The 15,284-nt window shown below is 66.0% G+C and carries 13 protein-coding genes; 10 read left to right on the plus strand and 3 right to left on the minus strand.

Features of this window, described 5'->3' with window-relative positions:
• Nucleotides 1-429: group II intron maturase-specific domain-containing protein (locus ACFDR9_RS15590; protein WP_409031582.1), on the plus strand; the 429-nt coding region annotated here is incomplete at its 5' end.
• A 171-nt stretch (nucleotides 430-600) separates the two neighbouring features.
• On the opposite strand, the gene ACFDR9_RS15595 is transcribed toward ACFDR9_RS15590, so the two are convergent.
• Complete coding sequence (locus tag ACFDR9_RS15595) at nucleotides 601-1,437, minus strand: HDOD domain-containing protein (RefSeq protein ID WP_409031583.1); 837 nt, start codon at nucleotides 1,435-1,437, stop codon at nucleotides 601-603.
• A gap of 339 nt (nucleotides 1,438-1,776) precedes the next feature.
• Here ACFDR9_RS15595 and ACFDR9_RS15600 point away from each other — a divergent pair, with 339 nt between their 5' ends.
• From ACFDR9_RS15600 to ACFDR9_RS15620, 5 genes are all read left to right on the plus strand, one after another.
• Nucleotides 1,777-4,542 (plus strand): type VI secretion system Vgr family protein, encoded by a 2,766-nt coding sequence (locus ACFDR9_RS15600; RefSeq protein WP_409031584.1) that lies wholly within the window; start codon nucleotides 1,777-1,779, stop codon nucleotides 4,540-4,542.
• Nucleotides 4,543-4,604: 62 nt separating this feature from the next.
• Entirely contained in the window at nucleotides 4,605-6,779 is a 2,175-nt protein-coding gene (locus tag ACFDR9_RS15605) for a hypothetical protein (RefSeq protein WP_409031585.1), read from the plus strand.
• A complete protein-coding gene (locus tag ACFDR9_RS15610) occupies nucleotides 6,776-8,245 on the plus strand; it encodes a virulence factor (RefSeq protein WP_409031586.1) in 1,470 nt (489 codons plus the stop codon). Before ACFDR9_RS15605 ends, ACFDR9_RS15610 begins: the two co-directional genes overlap by 4 nt.
• 37 nt (nucleotides 8,246-8,282) lie before the next feature.
• A complete protein-coding gene (locus ACFDR9_RS15615; RefSeq protein ID WP_409031587.1) occupies nucleotides 8,283-8,546 on the plus strand; it encodes a PAAR domain-containing protein in 264 nt (87 codons plus the stop codon).
• The gene (locus tag ACFDR9_RS15620; RefSeq protein WP_409031588.1) at nucleotides 8,498-9,838 is read left to right on the plus strand and encodes a hypothetical protein; all 1,341 of its coding nucleotides are present in this window, start codon (nucleotides 8,498-8,500) and stop codon (nucleotides 9,836-9,838) included. Before ACFDR9_RS15615 ends, ACFDR9_RS15620 begins: the two co-directional genes overlap by 49 nt.
• Nucleotides 9,839-9,982: 144 nt before the next feature.
• On the opposite strand, the gene ACFDR9_RS15625 is transcribed toward ACFDR9_RS15620, so the two are convergent.
• Nucleotides 9,983-10,267 (minus strand): hypothetical protein, encoded by a 285-nt coding sequence (locus tag ACFDR9_RS15625; RefSeq protein ID WP_017879614.1) that lies wholly within the window; start codon nucleotides 10,265-10,267, stop codon nucleotides 9,983-9,985.
• Nucleotides 10,268-10,307: 40 nt separating this feature from the next.
• A complete protein-coding gene (locus ACFDR9_RS15630) occupies nucleotides 10,308-10,706 on the minus strand; it encodes a MarR family winged helix-turn-helix transcriptional regulator (protein ID WP_017879613.1) in 399 nt (132 codons plus the stop codon).
• A gap of 145 nt (nucleotides 10,707-10,851) precedes the next feature.
• Here ACFDR9_RS15630 and ACFDR9_RS15635 point away from each other — a divergent pair, with 145 nt between their 5' ends.
• The 4 genes from ACFDR9_RS15635 to ACFDR9_RS15650 all read left to right on the plus strand — a co-directional run bounded on the left by ACFDR9_RS15635 (nucleotide 10,852) and on the right by ACFDR9_RS15650 (nucleotide 15,282).
• Complete coding sequence (locus tag ACFDR9_RS15635; RefSeq protein WP_017879612.1) at nucleotides 10,852-11,769, plus strand: DMT family transporter; 918 nt, start codon at nucleotides 10,852-10,854, stop codon at nucleotides 11,767-11,769.
• Nucleotides 11,770-11,847: 78 nt separating this feature from the next.
• The gene (locus ACFDR9_RS15640; protein ID WP_017879611.1) at nucleotides 11,848-12,804 is read left to right on the plus strand and encodes a GlxA family transcriptional regulator; all 957 of its coding nucleotides are present in this window, start codon (nucleotides 11,848-11,850) and stop codon (nucleotides 12,802-12,804) included.
• A 137-nt stretch (nucleotides 12,805-12,941) separates the two neighbouring features.
• The gene (gene astC / locus ACFDR9_RS15645; protein ID WP_409031589.1) at nucleotides 12,942-14,186 is read left to right on the plus strand and encodes an acetylornithine/succinylornithine family transaminase; all 1,245 of its coding nucleotides are present in this window, start codon (nucleotides 12,942-12,944) and stop codon (nucleotides 14,184-14,186) included.
• Nucleotides 14,187-14,250: 64 nt separating this feature from the next.
• Nucleotides 14,251-15,282, plus strand: a complete 1,032-nt coding sequence (locus ACFDR9_RS15650) for an arginine N-succinyltransferase (RefSeq protein WP_409031590.1) — start codon at nucleotides 14,251-14,253, stop codon at nucleotides 15,280-15,282.
• The last annotated feature ends 2 nt before the right edge of the window (nucleotides 15,283-15,284 follow it).

A 15,284-nucleotide genomic window follows, 5' to 3' on the forward strand; every position in this document is an offset into this window, starting at 1 on the left:
GGCTACAGCCTGTGGGCGGCTCCGAAAGGCGAGGTAAAACGTGCGGTGTCGTTGAAGGCGCTGGAAACGTTCAAGCAGCGGATCAGGCAACTGACTCGGCGCTCCTGTGGGCGCAGCATGCCCGAAGTGATCGAACCGTTACGACGCTACCTGCTGGGCTGGAAAGCCTATTTCGGCTTGGCGCAAACACCAAAAGTCTGGCGTAGACTGGACGAATGGTTGCGTCATCGACTGCGAGCGATTCACCTCAAGCAATGGAAGCGCGGCACGACGATGTATCGGGAACTGCTGGCCTTGGGAGCGTCTCCGAAAGTGGCGTTGCTGGTGGCGAAGAACAGTCGCTGCTGGTGGCGCAACAGTCGCATGGCACTCAATAGTGTGCTGACGATCGCCTACTTTGACCGTCTTGGCGTGCCTCGGCTCTCATAACCTCAACTACTCGAACCGCCCGGTGCGGACCCGCATGCCGGGTGGTGTGGCAGGGGACCGGCCAGTAATTGGCCGCTCCTATGCCGATGCGCGCCGCCTTTGCAGTTTCGGGGACAGACCACGATTTCCGGGAAATATTTCCCGGAAATCGTGGTCTGTCCCCGGTGTTCCCTATAGCATCAGCACCGCGAGCAGCGACTGCACTTCGGCGGCCGACTCGGCCATGATGCTTTTCAGCGTGCCTTCGCCCATGTCGCAATCGATGGTGCGGGCCGCCTGCGGACTGGTGGCGCCGGGGCTTTCGTACAGCGGCGACTCCACCGGCGCCAGGTCGTTGGCCAGTAGCAGGGTGTCGCCCAGGGTTTCCGGCGGCAGCGCGCGAAAGCCGTACCACAAGGATTCGACCGATGCCAGCACCGCCTCCGGGATGACCAGTTTTTTCAGTACGCCGCGGCCGATCTCCTGCTCGCCGTGTTCGAGCCAGTCTTCCGGTTCGCCATCGAGGATGCCGGGGAAGTCGGGCGCGCGCGACAGCATGTAGAAGCCGCCGACCTCGTGCACGATGCCGGCGAACAGCGCCGTCTCCGGGTCGACCCGGGTGACGCGCCGGGCGATCACCTGCGCCAGCGCGGCGACGTGGGCGGTGTGCTCCCACAATTGCGCCAGCTTGACCTTGACCAGTGGATCGGTGACGGCGCTGCCGATCTGCCGCACGATCAAGGCCGCCACCAGCGATTGCAGCGTGCGCACGCCCATGCGTTGCACTGCCGCGCGCACGCTGGAGATTTCGTTGCCGGAGCGGTTGTAGGCGACCGAGTTGGCGATCGCCACGGTACGCGCGGCCAGCAGCGGGTTGGCCTGCACCAGCTTGGAGGCGGCGTCGATGTGGCAGTCGGGGTCGCTAAGCGCTTGCTGCAACTTGATCGCTGCGGTCACGCTGGTGGGGAACGTCAGCTCACCGCGGCTCGCTTGAGCGGCGATGCTTTTAAAGGCGTCGAGTCTGTTCATCGAAAAAATTATACTCCCAATATTGCTATGTAGAATTTTTTTGACGGGGACGGCGGTGTCGGGGACGCGGCAAAAACCAAGGGAAGAGCGGGGGGGCGGGATTCGTAGCTAAAGTTTTTTCTACGCCGCAGGCTATTTTTGCCAGCTAGCCGCGTCCCGGCAGGCGCTCCACCATGAACTGCCGAACAGTTCGAAAGGTGACGGACCCGCGCACGATCTGCGCTGGCGCAAGACGCTTTCCATCGGGGGCGGCTTATACTTTAAAAAATATTACTTTTTTGTAATGTTAGGCTTTTTTTCGGCCGCGCCCGGCCGTCCACCACCCAGGACTTTGCCCCCATGACACCGAACAGACTATCCGGCTTGGCCGCGCCTGCGGGCCTGAGCGGAGTGAACCGCCCCATCCGCCTGCGCCTGTGGGCCAAGGGGGGCGCGCGAGACGACCTCCTGCTCGTCAAGCGGGTCGGCGGCGTCGAGACCATCTGCGGCGGCATCGAATACCGCCTGCTGTGCGTGGCCGAGACGGCGGGCATGCCGCTCAAGCAATTCATCGCCATGCCCGCCGAACTGCAGTTCGTCACCGACACCGGCAAGCTGCGCTCGGTCTGCGGCATTGTCGACGCCGCCGTCGAGGGCGAGGCCGACGCCGGCTTGGCGACTTACCAACTGGTCGTGCGCGACGGCCTGGCCGTGATGGACAAGGGCGGCAATAGCCGCATCTTCCGCAACAAGAGCGAAGTCGAGATCACCGAAATCATCCTGGGCGAATGGCGCCGCGACAATCCGGTGCTGGCGCGCGCCTTCGACTTCCAGACCTGGCGCCTGAAATCGCACTACCCGCAGCGCGAATTCACGATGCAGTACAACGAATCGGACGCGGCCTTCCTGCGCCGGCTGTGGAAGCGCCGCGGCTTGGCCTGGTTCATCCAGCCGGGCAAGGCCACGGCGGCGGGCGACGACGACACGCCTGGGCACACGCTGGTGCTGTTCGATGACGCCATGTCGCTGGAGCAAAACGCCGCCGGCGGCGTGCGCTACCACCGCGACGACGGCACCGAGGCGCGCGATTCCGTCACCGCCTGGCACGGCGCGCGTGCTCTGGCGCCCGGCAGCGTCACGCGCCAAAGCTGGGACTACAAGACGGCGCGCAGCCGGCACGCGCGCGTGCGCGGCGGCACCGACCAGGGCGAGCTGGGCAACGAGCTGGCGGCCGGCCTCGACGACGGCCTGGTCGACGCGCCGCACGCCGGCGCCGACGAGGCCGACTACGACGCGCTGGCCGAACTGCGCATGCAGGGCCACGAATTCATCGCGAAATGCTTCCGCGCCGAGAGCGGCGTGCGCGACCTGTGCGTCGGCCAGTGGAACGCGCTGGAGGGCCACGCCGAAATCGACGCCCATCAGGCCGCGGAGCGCGAGTTCGTCGTCACCGAGCTGCGCGTTGAGGCCGAGAACAACCTGCCCAAGGCCCTCAACGACAGGGTGCAGCGCCTGTTCGCGCTGAACCGCTGGGACGCCGGCGCCGGGACCGACGCCGCCCGGGCGGCGCTGGCGGGCGCCGGCGACGAGCGCGGCTCCCGTTATACCAACCAGTTCAGCTGCGTGCGCCGCGGCGTGCCCATCGTGCCGGCCTACGACCCGCGCGTCGATTTGCCGCGCACGGCGTCGCTCAACGTGGTCGTGGTCGGCCCGCCCGGCGAATCGGTGCACTGCGACGAGCAGGGCAGGGTGAAGGTACGCTTCCCCGGCTTCCGCCCGGACGAGCGGGCCGGCTCGCCGGCGACCGCCGAGGGCGTCACCGAGCACGACTCGGCCTGGCTGCGGGTGAACGCCTCCTGGGCGGGCGCCCGCTTCGGCGCCATTTCGCTGCCGCGGGTTGGGACCATGTGCCGCGTTAGCTTCCTCGGCAACGACCCGGACAAGCCGGTCATCACCAGCGCCGTGCACGGCGGCACCACGCCGCCGCCCAGCTTCAGCCACGTCAGCCGGCTGCCGGGCGACCGCTACCTGTCGGGCATCGTCAGCCAGGAAATCGGCGGCGCCCGCTCGAACCAGCTCCGCTTCGACGACTCCCCGGGCCAGATCAGCATACAAATCGCCAGCGAGCACCGGGCCTCCGAGCTAAACCTTGGCTACCTGACCCACCCCCGGCGCGACGGCCAGGCCAAGGCGCGCGGCGACGGCTTCGAGCTCAGGACCGACGACAGCGGCAGCATCCGCACCGCCAAGTCGCTGCTGATCTCGGCCTGGAAGCGGCTTGACGCCGCCGGCGGCCAGCTCAGCAATGACGAGCACGTCGCGCTGATGCAGGACTGCCTCGACCTGTTCAAGTCGCTCGGCCAGTACGCCGCCGAGCACCAGGCGCTGGCCCAGGACCCGGCGCCCCAGGCCGAGCTTAAGGACGACGTCGGCGCCGCCGCCGGCGGCGGCAACACCAAGCCGCGGGAACCGGGCGGCAAGCCGACCCTGAGCCTGACGGCGCCGGCCGGCATCGCCGTCAGCACGCCGAAAACCATCGTCAGCTACGCCGGCGTCAACGTCGACACGGTGGCGCAGCGGCACTTGCAATTCACCAGCGGCCAGCGCTGCAACGTCAACGCAGGCAAGGGCATCTCGCTGTTCGCTCACCACGACGGCATCACGCAAATCGCCCACTACGGCAAATTCCTGATGCAGAGCCAGCACGACGAGCTGCAGATCGACTCGGCCAAAGACGTCAAGATCACCGCCGCCAAGCGCCTGATCGGCATGGCGCACGACGAGCTCACCTTAATGACCAGCGGCGGCGCCTACCTGAAGCTGTCGGGCGGCAACGTCGAACTGGGCGGGCCGGGGTCGCTGACGGTCAAAACCAACGGCCACAACTGGAACGGCCCGGCCAGCGCCAAGACCGAGCTGCCGTCGTTCGGCGAGGGCGAGCTGAGCCGCACGCCGCGGCTGCTGCGCGCCACCGACGGCCAGCCGGTCGAGGGCATGAAGCTGCACCTGGAACGCGACGGCGAGGCCGCCGCCAGCGGCCTGAGCAACGCCGCCGGCGAGGGAACCAAAATCGTCAGCGACCGCCTGCAGCAGCTCAAGGCGTTCTTCTTCGAGACGCCGCCCTGAGGCCCGCGCCGCCCACCGCGCAGCCTGACCCCGACTAAACACAGCAAAACGAGCGATACCATATGACCGACACCCCCGCCCCAGACACCGCCGCGCCCGCCGATGCCGCAGTCCCGGCCGCCAAGCCGCAAGACGACCCGAAAAACATCGTCGTGGGGATGAAATGCGGCCCCGTTTCCTTTAACGGCGAGTATCTCGACGCGCTGATGCAAATGCCGCTGCCCGGCGTCATGATTTTCGTCCACGGCGTCAACTCCGACGGCGAGTGGTACGAGCAGGCCGAAAACGGCCTGTGCGCCGGCCTCAACGAGCGCCTCAAACGCTGCGACGAGCACCTGAAGTTTCCCACCACCGAAGCGGGCCAGTTGAAGGCCGCCAAGTACATTGCCGAGCATACTGCCGACGGTTTCATCAATCCTAAGATGAACCCCGACACATTCATTCAGACAGACGATACCTACACACCCGTCATCCGCTTCCGCTGGGGCTACAAGGCCAGCGCCGAAGAGTTGCAAAAATACGGGAGGGGTATCTACCTCAATGAAAAAGATTATTGGGGCGGAGGTCCCTTCGCCAACGGCTGCACGTCGTTGCCCGACCTGTGGGGACCAGGCTTGGACACGCAACTGTTTCTATCGTTGAAGGTGCAAAGTCTGAACAGCACCAACGACCGCCAGGTTTATGACACGCCGCCCCGGCCCTATTACGTGCTGGCCGCGCTGCGGCTTGCCAAACTGGTGCAGTCGCTGCGTCAGAAGCAGGCGGACCTGCCCATCACCATCGTCTGTCACAGCCAGGGCAACATGATCGGCATGGCGGCGGCCTTCCTGGGCGACGCGCTGTACCAGGACGCCGGCGTGGCCGACACCTACGTGCTGTGCAACGCCCCCTACAGTCTGCTGGATAAAAACGACTCCGAGAATTACACGCAAGGCGGCATGAAGGACCCCGAAGGCCGGGGCGGCCGTCAAACGGGGGCGGCGCGCGCCAAAACCCTGGCCACTTTTTTCGACATCATCCGCAAGCGCAACTCGCGGCAACAAAGCGTGGCGAGCGTCGACAAGTACATGGCCAACGCGGCGCATGGCTTTACCGCCCAGAAGGACCGTTCCGCCCACGGCTACCAGGATTCGACCTACGGCCGCGTTACGCTCTACTGCAATCCGCACGACCAGGTGATCTCGTCGGTGTCCGTGCAGGGGATAGGCTGGCGCGGGCTAAGCATGGCCGAGATCAAGGCGACCGGCGGCGACGGCGTGTTCGCCCAGCGCGTGTTTTCGCAGGGCTTCATGGTCGGGCAAGCAAAGCCGGGCGAGTACCGGTATTGGGAGGACCAGCACGGCCAACCCAAGCCGAAAAGCCAGGAGTTCTGGCATCCCGAATCGCAGGCGGCCGAGTACAACGTCAGCAAGGCCGTCGACGCCAACACTTCGGTGATTGGCAAGATCGGCGCCGGCCTGATGGTGCCGTTCAAGCTCGTCAGCTTGCTCGACCTGCGCCTCAACGCGTTGCCGCCGGAAAAATGGACGATTCCCCTGGAGGCGCGCCCGCTTCCGGTCCCCTTCATGCCGGAGGCAATCATCTTCGGCAAGTCCACCACGGATTTCGACACGGACACCGACGCCCCGGGCGCGAACCGCAACAAGGACGCCAAGTACGCGGCCGGCGACCCGTACGGCGGCGCCAAGCCGGACGACAAGGACGCGCCGAAGGGCACCGGGCAGAGCGAGGCCGCGCTGCGCTACGACGACCATGCCTACCTGCGCATGCGGGCCAAGCGCGAGGGCAAGTACGAGAGCGGCGATAAGGTGACGGAGGAAGACGATCCCCACACCGCCACCGCCGAGTACACGGCTTGGCGCAACAAGACCATCAAGAACAGCATGGCCGCCAACGTCGACACCCATGCGACCGACCACTCGACCACCATGACCAACCCGATGCACGCGCAGAAGGCCTTGGCTTATGATGTGGCGCTGGGCCGCTGCACCGTGCGGGGGGACGACTTGCGCAAGCTGCGGACGGCTGCGGACTGGCGCATGCTGAAAGGGTTGGACGACGGCGATCCAAACAAAGTTTTTTTTGAATACTTCGACACCGGATGGTACAAAGGCACGTCAGTACAAAAATGGGCTAATGACAATAAAAGCGAAGGCCGCATGCCGGCAAAGATAGAGAATCGCCGCGAAAATCGCGCGCCGCCACCACGGGACACCGGCGTGGAGTACCGCCATTGAAGGCGCTGATTTCCACCCGAACCCGGCGCCTGTGCTGGACACTGCTTGCCTTTGTACTCGCCTTTGGCGTTGCGCTTTGGATGAGCTTGCGCGCCGATGCATCTGTAACGCAATCAATGACTGATGGAGAAATAATGAAACGCTTCCTTGCCTTGCCTTCGCTGCTGGCTTTTTCGGTGTTGGCCTTGCTCAGCGCCTGCGCCAGCGCGCCGCCCGTGGCGGCGGCCAACGCCGCGACACCGGCCGCCGAACCGGCCAAACCCTTCATGGCCCAGGTCGTCGGCCTGCAATGGCTCAATCCGCTGCAACGGCGCGACTATCCCACGGAATGGCAGTTGCTGTGGACCCTGGGGCTGGTGCAGCCGAACAAGGACGACGACATGGTGAAAGCGGAGCCGAAACTGTTTTCTACGCTTCAGTCGATCGGTGTGATCGCCACCAGCTCGGACACGGAAACGTTCAAGGGCTTTCATCATAAATACGTGGAGGAGCTGACGAGTATTTTCCACGACATTTACTTTGCCGATCCCCGCTATTTTTATAACGTCCACTCCGCGGAAAATAAAAAAAACTGGCGCGAGCTGGCCGGGATACATGTCGAATACGCGCTGCCCGCAGGCAAGCTTGACCCGGTGGAGGCCACCAAGTTCACGCGGGATCGGATTAATAGTAATTTTGCCATCGGTAACGTAAACTTCCCCACGTTGTGGACCCGCGCCACCCCGCCCGACGTGCGCGTGAAGATGGGCGGGGCGAACGCCGGCTTCACGTCGCTCGTGGCGGCGCTGGATTATCTGCAGGCCCACCCCAAGGAAACCGCCTGGGTCATGAACTGGGACGCGCCGAACTTCCCGAAGTCCGGGCAGATCAACGAAAACATGGTGCTGCTGGTGCTGGCCGGGCCGGACTACAACACGGAGCGCGCGCCGCTGGCGTGGCTCGGCCACCCCGCCGCCAAGGCCGTGGCCGATTTCGAAGCCAGGAAGGGCGCGCCGCCGCGCGCCGTGCAGGCCTGGAAGGCGGCGATTGAAACGGCGGCGCACAACGCCGGCAAGCAGGACGGCGACATCGGCTACGTGATCCACGACGCCCACAACACGCACCCGGACTCGTCGGAACGGATCGGCAAGCTGGCGCAGACGCTGACGGCCGAACTGGTCGAGTTCGACTTCGCCAAGCAGGCCTTCAACACGCCGGCGCTGCTGGGCGAGATGGGCGCCGGCACGGCGTTGACCAACGTCGCGCTGGGCATCGCCTACGCCAACCGCTTCGGCAAGCACGTGCTGGTGGCCGGCACCAGCGACGCCGCGCGCCCGACCGCCGTCGTGGTGGCGCCGCCGGCCAAGGCGCGCCCGATCGACCCGGACAAGCCGTGGTTCCGCGCGCGCGGCGAGAACAATGCCTTCCTGCCGTGGTGGGGCATCCGCCACGACGCCACGCCCGGTTCGCAAGGCTATTCGAAATGAGCCCGGTTGAATTGAAACCGGTGCAAGGGGCCAGGCCATGCGCGGCGTGATCCGTCTGGGCGACCCCACCAGCCACGGCGGCAAGGTGGCGTCGGCGGCGCCGAACAGCAGCGTCATGGGCGTGGCGGTGGCGCGCAAGGGCGACCGCTGCACCTGTCCGCAGCGCGGCCACGACAACTGCGTGATCGCCGAGGGCGACCCGGAGGTGCTGATCGACGGCGTGCCGGTGGCGTTCGACGGCCACCAGACCAGTTGCGGCGCCAAGCTGGTATCGACCATGCCATCGAGCGGGCGCGGCTGACCGTGGGCGCCAAGACAGCCGCGCGCCGCGCGCGGGGGGCGGCCCCCGTTTCCGCCGCGCCAAACCCGGAGGCGGAGTCGACCAGCGCCGCGCGCGCGCCCGACCTCGTCGGCATTTTCCGGCGACACCATCCCGACCGGGGCGGCTACTACCTGCATGTCTCGCTTCAGCGGCAGGGGAAAATATTCCAGAAATACTTCAACGAGAGACGCAACGGCGGCGAGCAGGCGACGCTAACGCTGGCGCGCGCTTGGCGCGACGGCGTCATCGCCGCGTACCCGGCCATGCCGCTGGGGCAATTTTGCGGCATTGTTCGCATTAACAACACCTCCGGCGTGAGCGGCGTCTCCCGCGCCGTCAAGGGCCGGCGCCGCAAGGACGGCGGCGTGCTGGAACGCGCCTACTGGTGCGCCCGCGTTCCGCTCGCCGCCGGCCGATACCGTTACCGCAGCTTTTCGGTCGCCGTCTACGGCGAGGACGGCGCCTGGCAACGCGCCGTCGACGCCCGCCTGCGGGGGCTGGCCGAGCTGGACGGCATCCTCTACAAGGCCGACCGGCAGATACGGCCGGCCAGCACGGCGGCCGACTTCGCGCTGCTCGACGCCCGCCTGCGCGCGCCGGAGGAACGGCGCCAACAACGGGCGGACGCGCGCCAGGCCCGGCTGCAAAGCGTCGAGCAGCGCGCCGCCCAACGGCTGGCGCTGGCCCAGGCGGCCGAGGACGCCGCGCTCGCGGGCGGCGGCGAGCCTTATATCGGGCGCTATACGAACGCGAACGGCGTCGACCGCTATTGGCGGGTCAGCATGGTCCGCCAAGGCAGCCGCCACAGGAAGACCTTCTCCGACTCGGTTCACGGCGGCGCCGCGCCGGCGCTGCTGGCGGCCAAGGCGTGGCGCGACCAACTCTTCCTCGCGCTGCCGGTGGAAAACAAGGCGAGCAGGGCCGCGCGCGTCAACGCCGCCAACACCAGTGGCGTCGCGGGCGTGAACCGCGCGCGGACGCTGCGCAATGGCGAGGCGTGGGACGCCTGGGTCGCGCATGGTCCGAAGGTGAAGGGACTGCCGAGCCGCAGCAAAAAATTCTCGGTGGCGAAATACGGCGAGGAACGGGCCTTCGCCTTGGCAGTGGAGGCGCGGGCGGCGTTTGTGGCCGAATTTTCCGGCACAGCGTATTGGCACCACCGCAGCGCCAGGAAAATGCGCCGGGCCCTCGATCCGGCGCCGCCCGCCGCTGCAGCCGGGGAGGCTGCGGCCACGCCTCCCAACCAAGGGCGGAGAGCCGGAACGGCGTAACCCGACAACGTTGGCCTGGAGCAGGGCGTCCGGCTTCGGCCAGCATCGTCGGATTACGCTAGCCTCGGCGGCCCCCGCATCCGACCTAAGGTTGACGCTGCCAGTTTACGCCGACGGAGGTGATGGCAGTGTCGATATCGCTTATCAGGCGGCTTCGCTGAAGATGGCGTCGCAACCGTCCTGGGTCGAATCGGTGTCTTGCAATTCGTCGACCAGGCCAAGGTCGAACAATTCCTCGATCGCGTTCATGAAGCTGTTGTGCTTGGTCGCGCCGATCAGGCGGTAGATCTCACCGGCCTCGTTGCGCACGCCGATGATCAGTTTTTCCTGGCGTACCAGGTCCGGTGTGCTGGCATTGAGCAGCAGGTTGCCGATGATGTGTTTGTCGAAATGTGCCGGCTTTTTGCCTTCGAGCAGTGTCGTTTTCAATCTGTTTCCTTTGCTTGGGTGTGTGGAGGTGCGTGTGGCCTTAGCCGGGGTTGCTGCTGCCCGCGACGATGAGTTCCCTGAGCCCGGACAGGGTCCGCTCCAGGCTCGTGAAATCGGTGTCGCTGAAATGCGCGAACATTTTGGCGCCTTCCGCCGTGACCTGCGGAAAGACGTCGGCGAACACCTGTTCGCCGTTGCCGGTCAGGCGCACGAAGTAGGAGCGCTTGTCGTCGACGCTGCGCTGCCGTTCGACCAAGCCTTTTTGTTCGAGCCGGTCGATGACGCCGGTGAGCGTGCCCTTCGTGATCAGGGTCTTGCGACCGAGTTCCTTGTATGCCATGCCGGGCGTGTTACCCAGCGTGGCAATGATGTCGAACTGGGCATGCGTCAGGCCGAACCGGCGTACGCGTTCGCCCGACAGGCGCTCGAAGCCTTGCATGCATTCGGCCAGCAGCCGGATACTTTTTAAATATCGTTCACCCATAGCCGTGATTATAGCCTGCGCGACCGTTCGCAATTTATTGCGTGCGCGGGTAACATAGCGTTTATCGTTGGCGTTAGACCATCACATTGAGACTCCCCACATGACCCACCAGTTCCGCGGCATCCTGGCTTTGCTCGTCGTCACCTTAGTATGGGGCACGACGTTTCCCGCGATGAAGAGCCTGACCGCCTATTTCTCGCCGATCTGGATCGTCTTCCTGCGCTTCATCCTGGCCAGCGTGCTGATGCTGCCCTTCCTGCGGGGCGCCCGGCTGAAGGACTGCCGCACCGGCGCCGCCGTCGGCGTGGTGCTGTTCTTCTGCTATGTGTTCCAGGTCGAGGGGCTGGCGCTGACCACCTCCAACCGCAACGCCTTCATCACCGGCCTGAACGTGCTGGTGGTGCCGCTGCTGGGCTATTTCGCCGGCAAGAAGCCCGAGCGCCGCATCGTCATCGCCCTGGCGCTGGCGCTGGTGGGCCTGTTCGCCCTGTGCTCCGAGGGCGGCGCCGCCTCGTGGAGCCGCGGCGACACGCTGGCGCTGCTGGCCGCGTTCGCGTTCGGCCTGTACGTCAAGATGATGGAGGGCGCCACCCGCAAAGTCGACAATCTGATGACGCTGACGGCGATGCAGATCGTCACCGTGGCGCTGTGCTCGGCGCTGTGGCTGCTGGCGCGCGAAATCCCGCGCACGCAGATCGACGTCAGCTCCGACATGCTCAACTATTGGACCTACATCGGCAACGGCGTGCGCCTGTACGCCGTCAACTTCCTCTACCTGGGCGTGCTCTGCACGGCCGGCATTATCGCGCTGCAAACCTGGGGCCAGAGCCACAGCACGGCCAACGAAGCGGCCGTGATCTACGCCTTCGAACCGGCCGCGGCGGCGTTTTTCGCCTATTTCTGGTTGGGCGAGCTGATGACTTGGCAAGCCTGGATCGGCGCCGCGCTGCTGATCGCCGGCATGATCGTGAGCCAGTGGAACACCGAGCGCCCGGCCACGGCGCTGGTGCCCGAATAACCGGCCGTTTTGCGCCGATTCGTTCCGAATTTCCATCCGAACACTTGAAAACACCGCCGATGCCGCCCAGTACGCCCGATGTCCTTCGCTAATCTTTCCCGCATCGGACTGGACAAGCCGCTGCGCATCCTGCTGGTCAACGCCGGCGCGGCCGACGCCATCACCTGGGCCGGGCTGGTGCAGCCGCTGCGCCTGTGCGCCGCGGCGCTGGGGCCGGACACCTTGCAGCTCGACGTGCGCGGCCCGGAGCAGGTCGCCGCCGAGGCGGCCGGACATTGGCACGTGGCGCTGCTGGTGGCCGACGAAACCCAGGCCGCGCCGCGCCCGGAGCTGTGCCGCGCGCTGATCGAGCGCTGCCGCGCGGCGCCGTTCTGGGGCGGCGTCGGCGCCGCCGTGCTGTGGCTGGCCGACGCCGGCGTGATGGACGGCGTGCGCATCGCGCTGCCGTGGGCGCTGTACGCCGACGCCGAGGGCCGCGCCGAGCGCGCCGTGCCGACGCCGCACTTGTTCGAACTCGACGGCGCGCACCTGACCTGCTGCGGCGGCGCCGCCAGCATCGACTTCGCGCTGACGCTGATCGACACCCTGTTCGGCGCCGACGCCCAGGCCCACGTCAAGGAGGCGCTGTGCATCGACCACGTGCGCGGCAAGGAGGAGCGCCAGCGCGTGGCGCTGCAGGCGCGCTTCGGCGTGTTGCAGCCGAAGCTGTCGGAGGCGGTCACTTTGATGGAGGCCAACATCGAGGAGCCGCTGTCGACCGACGACATCGCCAACCTGGTCGGCCTGTCGCGGCGCCAGCTGGAACGGCTGTTCAAGCAGTACCTGGGCAGCCTGCCGTCGCGCTACTACCTGGAGCTGCGCTTGCAGCGCGCCCGCCAGTTGCTGCAGGGCACGCACAATTCCATCGTGCAGGTCGGCCTGATGTGCGGCTTCTCGTCCGGCTCGCATTTTTCAACCGCTTTCGGCGCGCTGTTCGGCCACACCCCGCGCGAGGAGCGCCAGCGCAAGCTACAGCCGGGCGGCGCCGGCGGCTAGTCGCGGTCATTGCGTCCGGCGGGCAAAAGTGAAAATCCCTGTCGCAGATTCAAAAGAGTTTTGGCATCCCAGTTTTTATAATGCAGTACACGCACGGCTGCCGTAGCCGTTGAGGTACCTAACATTGAGGAATGCTTATGAACGCCAAGCTTGATTCGTCCGTCACCGATCGTCCTGTCACTAGACAAACCTTCGACGAAGTCCTGGTTCCCACCTACGCGCCAGCGGCCATGGTGCCGGTGCGCGCCGCCGGGCTGGACTTGTGGGATCAAGCCGGTAAGCAATACCTTGATTTCACCTCCGGCATCGCCGTCGCCAGCCTGGGCCATTGCGCGCCGGTACTGGTGGAAGCGCTGACCAAGCAAATGAACACCCTGTGGCACCTGGGCAACGGTTACACCAACGAGCCGGTGCTGCGCCTGGCGCTGGCCCTGACCGAGGCGACCTTCGCCGACCGCGCCTTCTTCTGCAACTCCGGCGCCGAAGCCAACGAGGCGGCCCTGAAACTGGCGCGCAAGCACGCCCACGGCAAGTTCGGCCCGACCAAGTCGCGCATCATTTCCTGCTTCAGCTCCTTCCACGGCCGCACCCTGTTCACCGTCTCGGTCGGCGGCCAGGCCAAATACACCGAAGGCTTCGAGCCGCTGCCGCAGTCGATCGACCACATCGTCTACAACGACATCGAAGCGGCGCGCGCCGCCATCGGCGACGACGTTTGCGCGGTGATCGTCGAGCCGGTGCAGGGCGAGGGCGGCGTCGTGCCGGCCGACGCCGCCTACCTGAAAGAACTGCGCGCGCTGTGCGACAAGACCGGCGCGCTGCTGATTTTCGACGAAGTCCAATGCGGCATGGGCCGCACCGGCGAGCTGTTCGCCTATATGGGCTACGGCGTCACCCCGGACATCCTGACCTCGGCCAAGGCGCTGGGCAACGGCTATCCGATCGGCGCCATGCTGACCACCAACGAACTGGCCGCCACGCTGAACGTCGGCACCCACGGCACCACCTACGGCGGCAACCCGCTGGCGGCGACGGTGGCCCTGAAGGTGTTGGAAACGATCAACACGCCGGCCTTCCTGGCGCGCGTCAAGCAAGCCAGCGTCAAGCTGGTCGCCATGCTGCAAGGCATGGTCACCGACTACCCGCAGGTGTTCGGCACCGTGCGCGGCAGCGGTTTGCTGCTGGGCCTGGTTGTTACCGACGCCTTCAAGGGCCGCGCCAAGGACATCCAGAAGGCCGCCGAAGCGCAGGGCCTGATGGTGCTGATCGCCGGCATGGACGTGGTGCGTTTTGCGCCGGCGCTGATCGTTTCGGACGAGCAGATCGCCGAAGCCGGCCGTTTGCTGCGCGCCGCCGTCGACGGTATCGTCAAGGCCGCGTAATACCGTAGAGTAGTACCGGCCCGTCGCAACCGCGGCGGGCTTGCAAGCATTTTAGGGAGTTCCCATGTATGTTGTCCGTCCGGTAGAACTTGCGGATATTGCGGCTCTGGAATCGCTGGCTGCAGTGAGCATGCCGGGTGTCCATACCCTGCCGAAAACGCGCGAGAAAATCGCCGCCTCGGTGGAGCGTTCCATCGCCTCCTTCGCCGCCCACGTCGACATCCCAAGCGAGGAGTCGTACCTGTTCGTGCTCGAAGCCGTCGCCGACAAACGCATCGTCGGCACCGCCGCGATTTTCGCCTCGGCCGGCTCGAACGGCACCTATTTTTCATTCCGCAACGACGTTATCCAACAAGTCTCGCGCGACCTGAACATCAGCCACAGCGTGCACGCGCTGACGCTGTGCTCGGAGCTGACCGCGTATTCCCAGCTGTCCGGTTTCTATGTGACCAACATGGAACAGGCCGGCCTGGAGGCGGCGCTGCTGTCGCGCGCCCGCCTGCTGTTCGCGGTGCTGGCGCCGCACCGTTTCGGCGACCGCTTTTTCGTGCCGTTGGCCGGTATCACCGACGCCGACGGCCAGTCGCCGTTCTGGGACGCGCTGGGCCGCAAGTTTTTCCAGATGGACTTCCTCGACGCCGAGCGCGTCATCGGCGGCGCCCGCAACCGCACCCTGATCGTCGAGCTGATGCCGCACTATCCGGTCTACGTGCCGCTGCTGCCGGGCGACGCCCAGGCGGCCATGGGGCAGATCCATCCGAGCGGCGAACTGGCCTTCAACCTGCTGACGGAAGAGGGCTTCGAGGCCGACGATTACATCGACATTTTCGACGGCGGCCCGATCCTCCAGGCGCACAAGAATTCGCTGCGCTCCTTTACCGGCTCGGTGACGCGCCGCGTCGTCGAGGGCGCCGCGGCGAGCCGCAGCGGCCAGAAGGTGAATTACGCGATCGCCGCCGGCGTCGAGCAGAACTTCCGCGCCGTCACCTTCTCCTGCGACGCGCTGGAGGCGGCCGACGAGGTCGGCCTGCCGAAAGAGCTGCTGGCGGCGCTGCACGTGCGCGCCGGCGACAACGTGGTCTGCGTCAGAATCTAAAG

Source organism: Janthinobacterium sp. CG_23.3 (genome assembly GCF_046115965.1).
GTDB lineage: Bacteria > Pseudomonadota > Gammaproteobacteria > Burkholderiales > Burkholderiaceae_D > Janthinobacterium.

What these genes read in the sequence shown, in the direction of transcription:
- ACFDR9_RS15595 (WP_409031583.1), bottom strand. Translation starts at nt 1,437, where the DNA reads ATGAACAGACTCGACGCCTTTAAAAGCATCGCCGCTCAAGCGAGCCGC.
- ACFDR9_RS15600 (WP_409031584.1), top strand. Translation starts at nt 1,777, where the DNA reads ATGACACCGAACAGACTATCCGGCTTGGCCGCGCCTGCGGGCCTGAGC.
- ACFDR9_RS15605 (WP_409031585.1), top strand. Translation starts at nt 4,605, where the DNA reads ATGACCGACACCCCCGCCCCAGACACCGCCGCGCCCGCCGATGCCGCA.
- ACFDR9_RS15615 (WP_409031587.1), top strand. Translation starts at nt 8,283, where the DNA reads ATGCGCGGCGTGATCCGTCTGGGCGACCCCACCAGCCACGGCGGCAAG.
- ACFDR9_RS15630 (WP_017879613.1), bottom strand. Translation starts at nt 10,706, where the DNA reads ATGCAAGGCTTCGAGCGCCTGTCGGGCGAACGCGTACGCCGGTTCGGC.
- ACFDR9_RS15635 (WP_017879612.1), top strand. Translation starts at nt 10,852, where the DNA reads ATGACCCACCAGTTCCGCGGCATCCTGGCTTTGCTCGTCGTCACCTTA.
- ACFDR9_RS15640 (WP_017879611.1), top strand. Translation starts at nt 11,848, where the DNA reads ATGTCCTTCGCTAATCTTTCCCGCATCGGACTGGACAAGCCGCTGCGC.
- astC (WP_409031589.1), top strand. Translation starts at nt 12,942, where the DNA reads ATGAACGCCAAGCTTGATTCGTCCGTCACCGATCGTCCTGTCACTAGA.
- ACFDR9_RS15650 (WP_409031590.1), top strand. Translation starts at nt 14,251, where the DNA reads ATGTATGTTGTCCGTCCGGTAGAACTTGCGGATATTGCGGCTCTGGAA.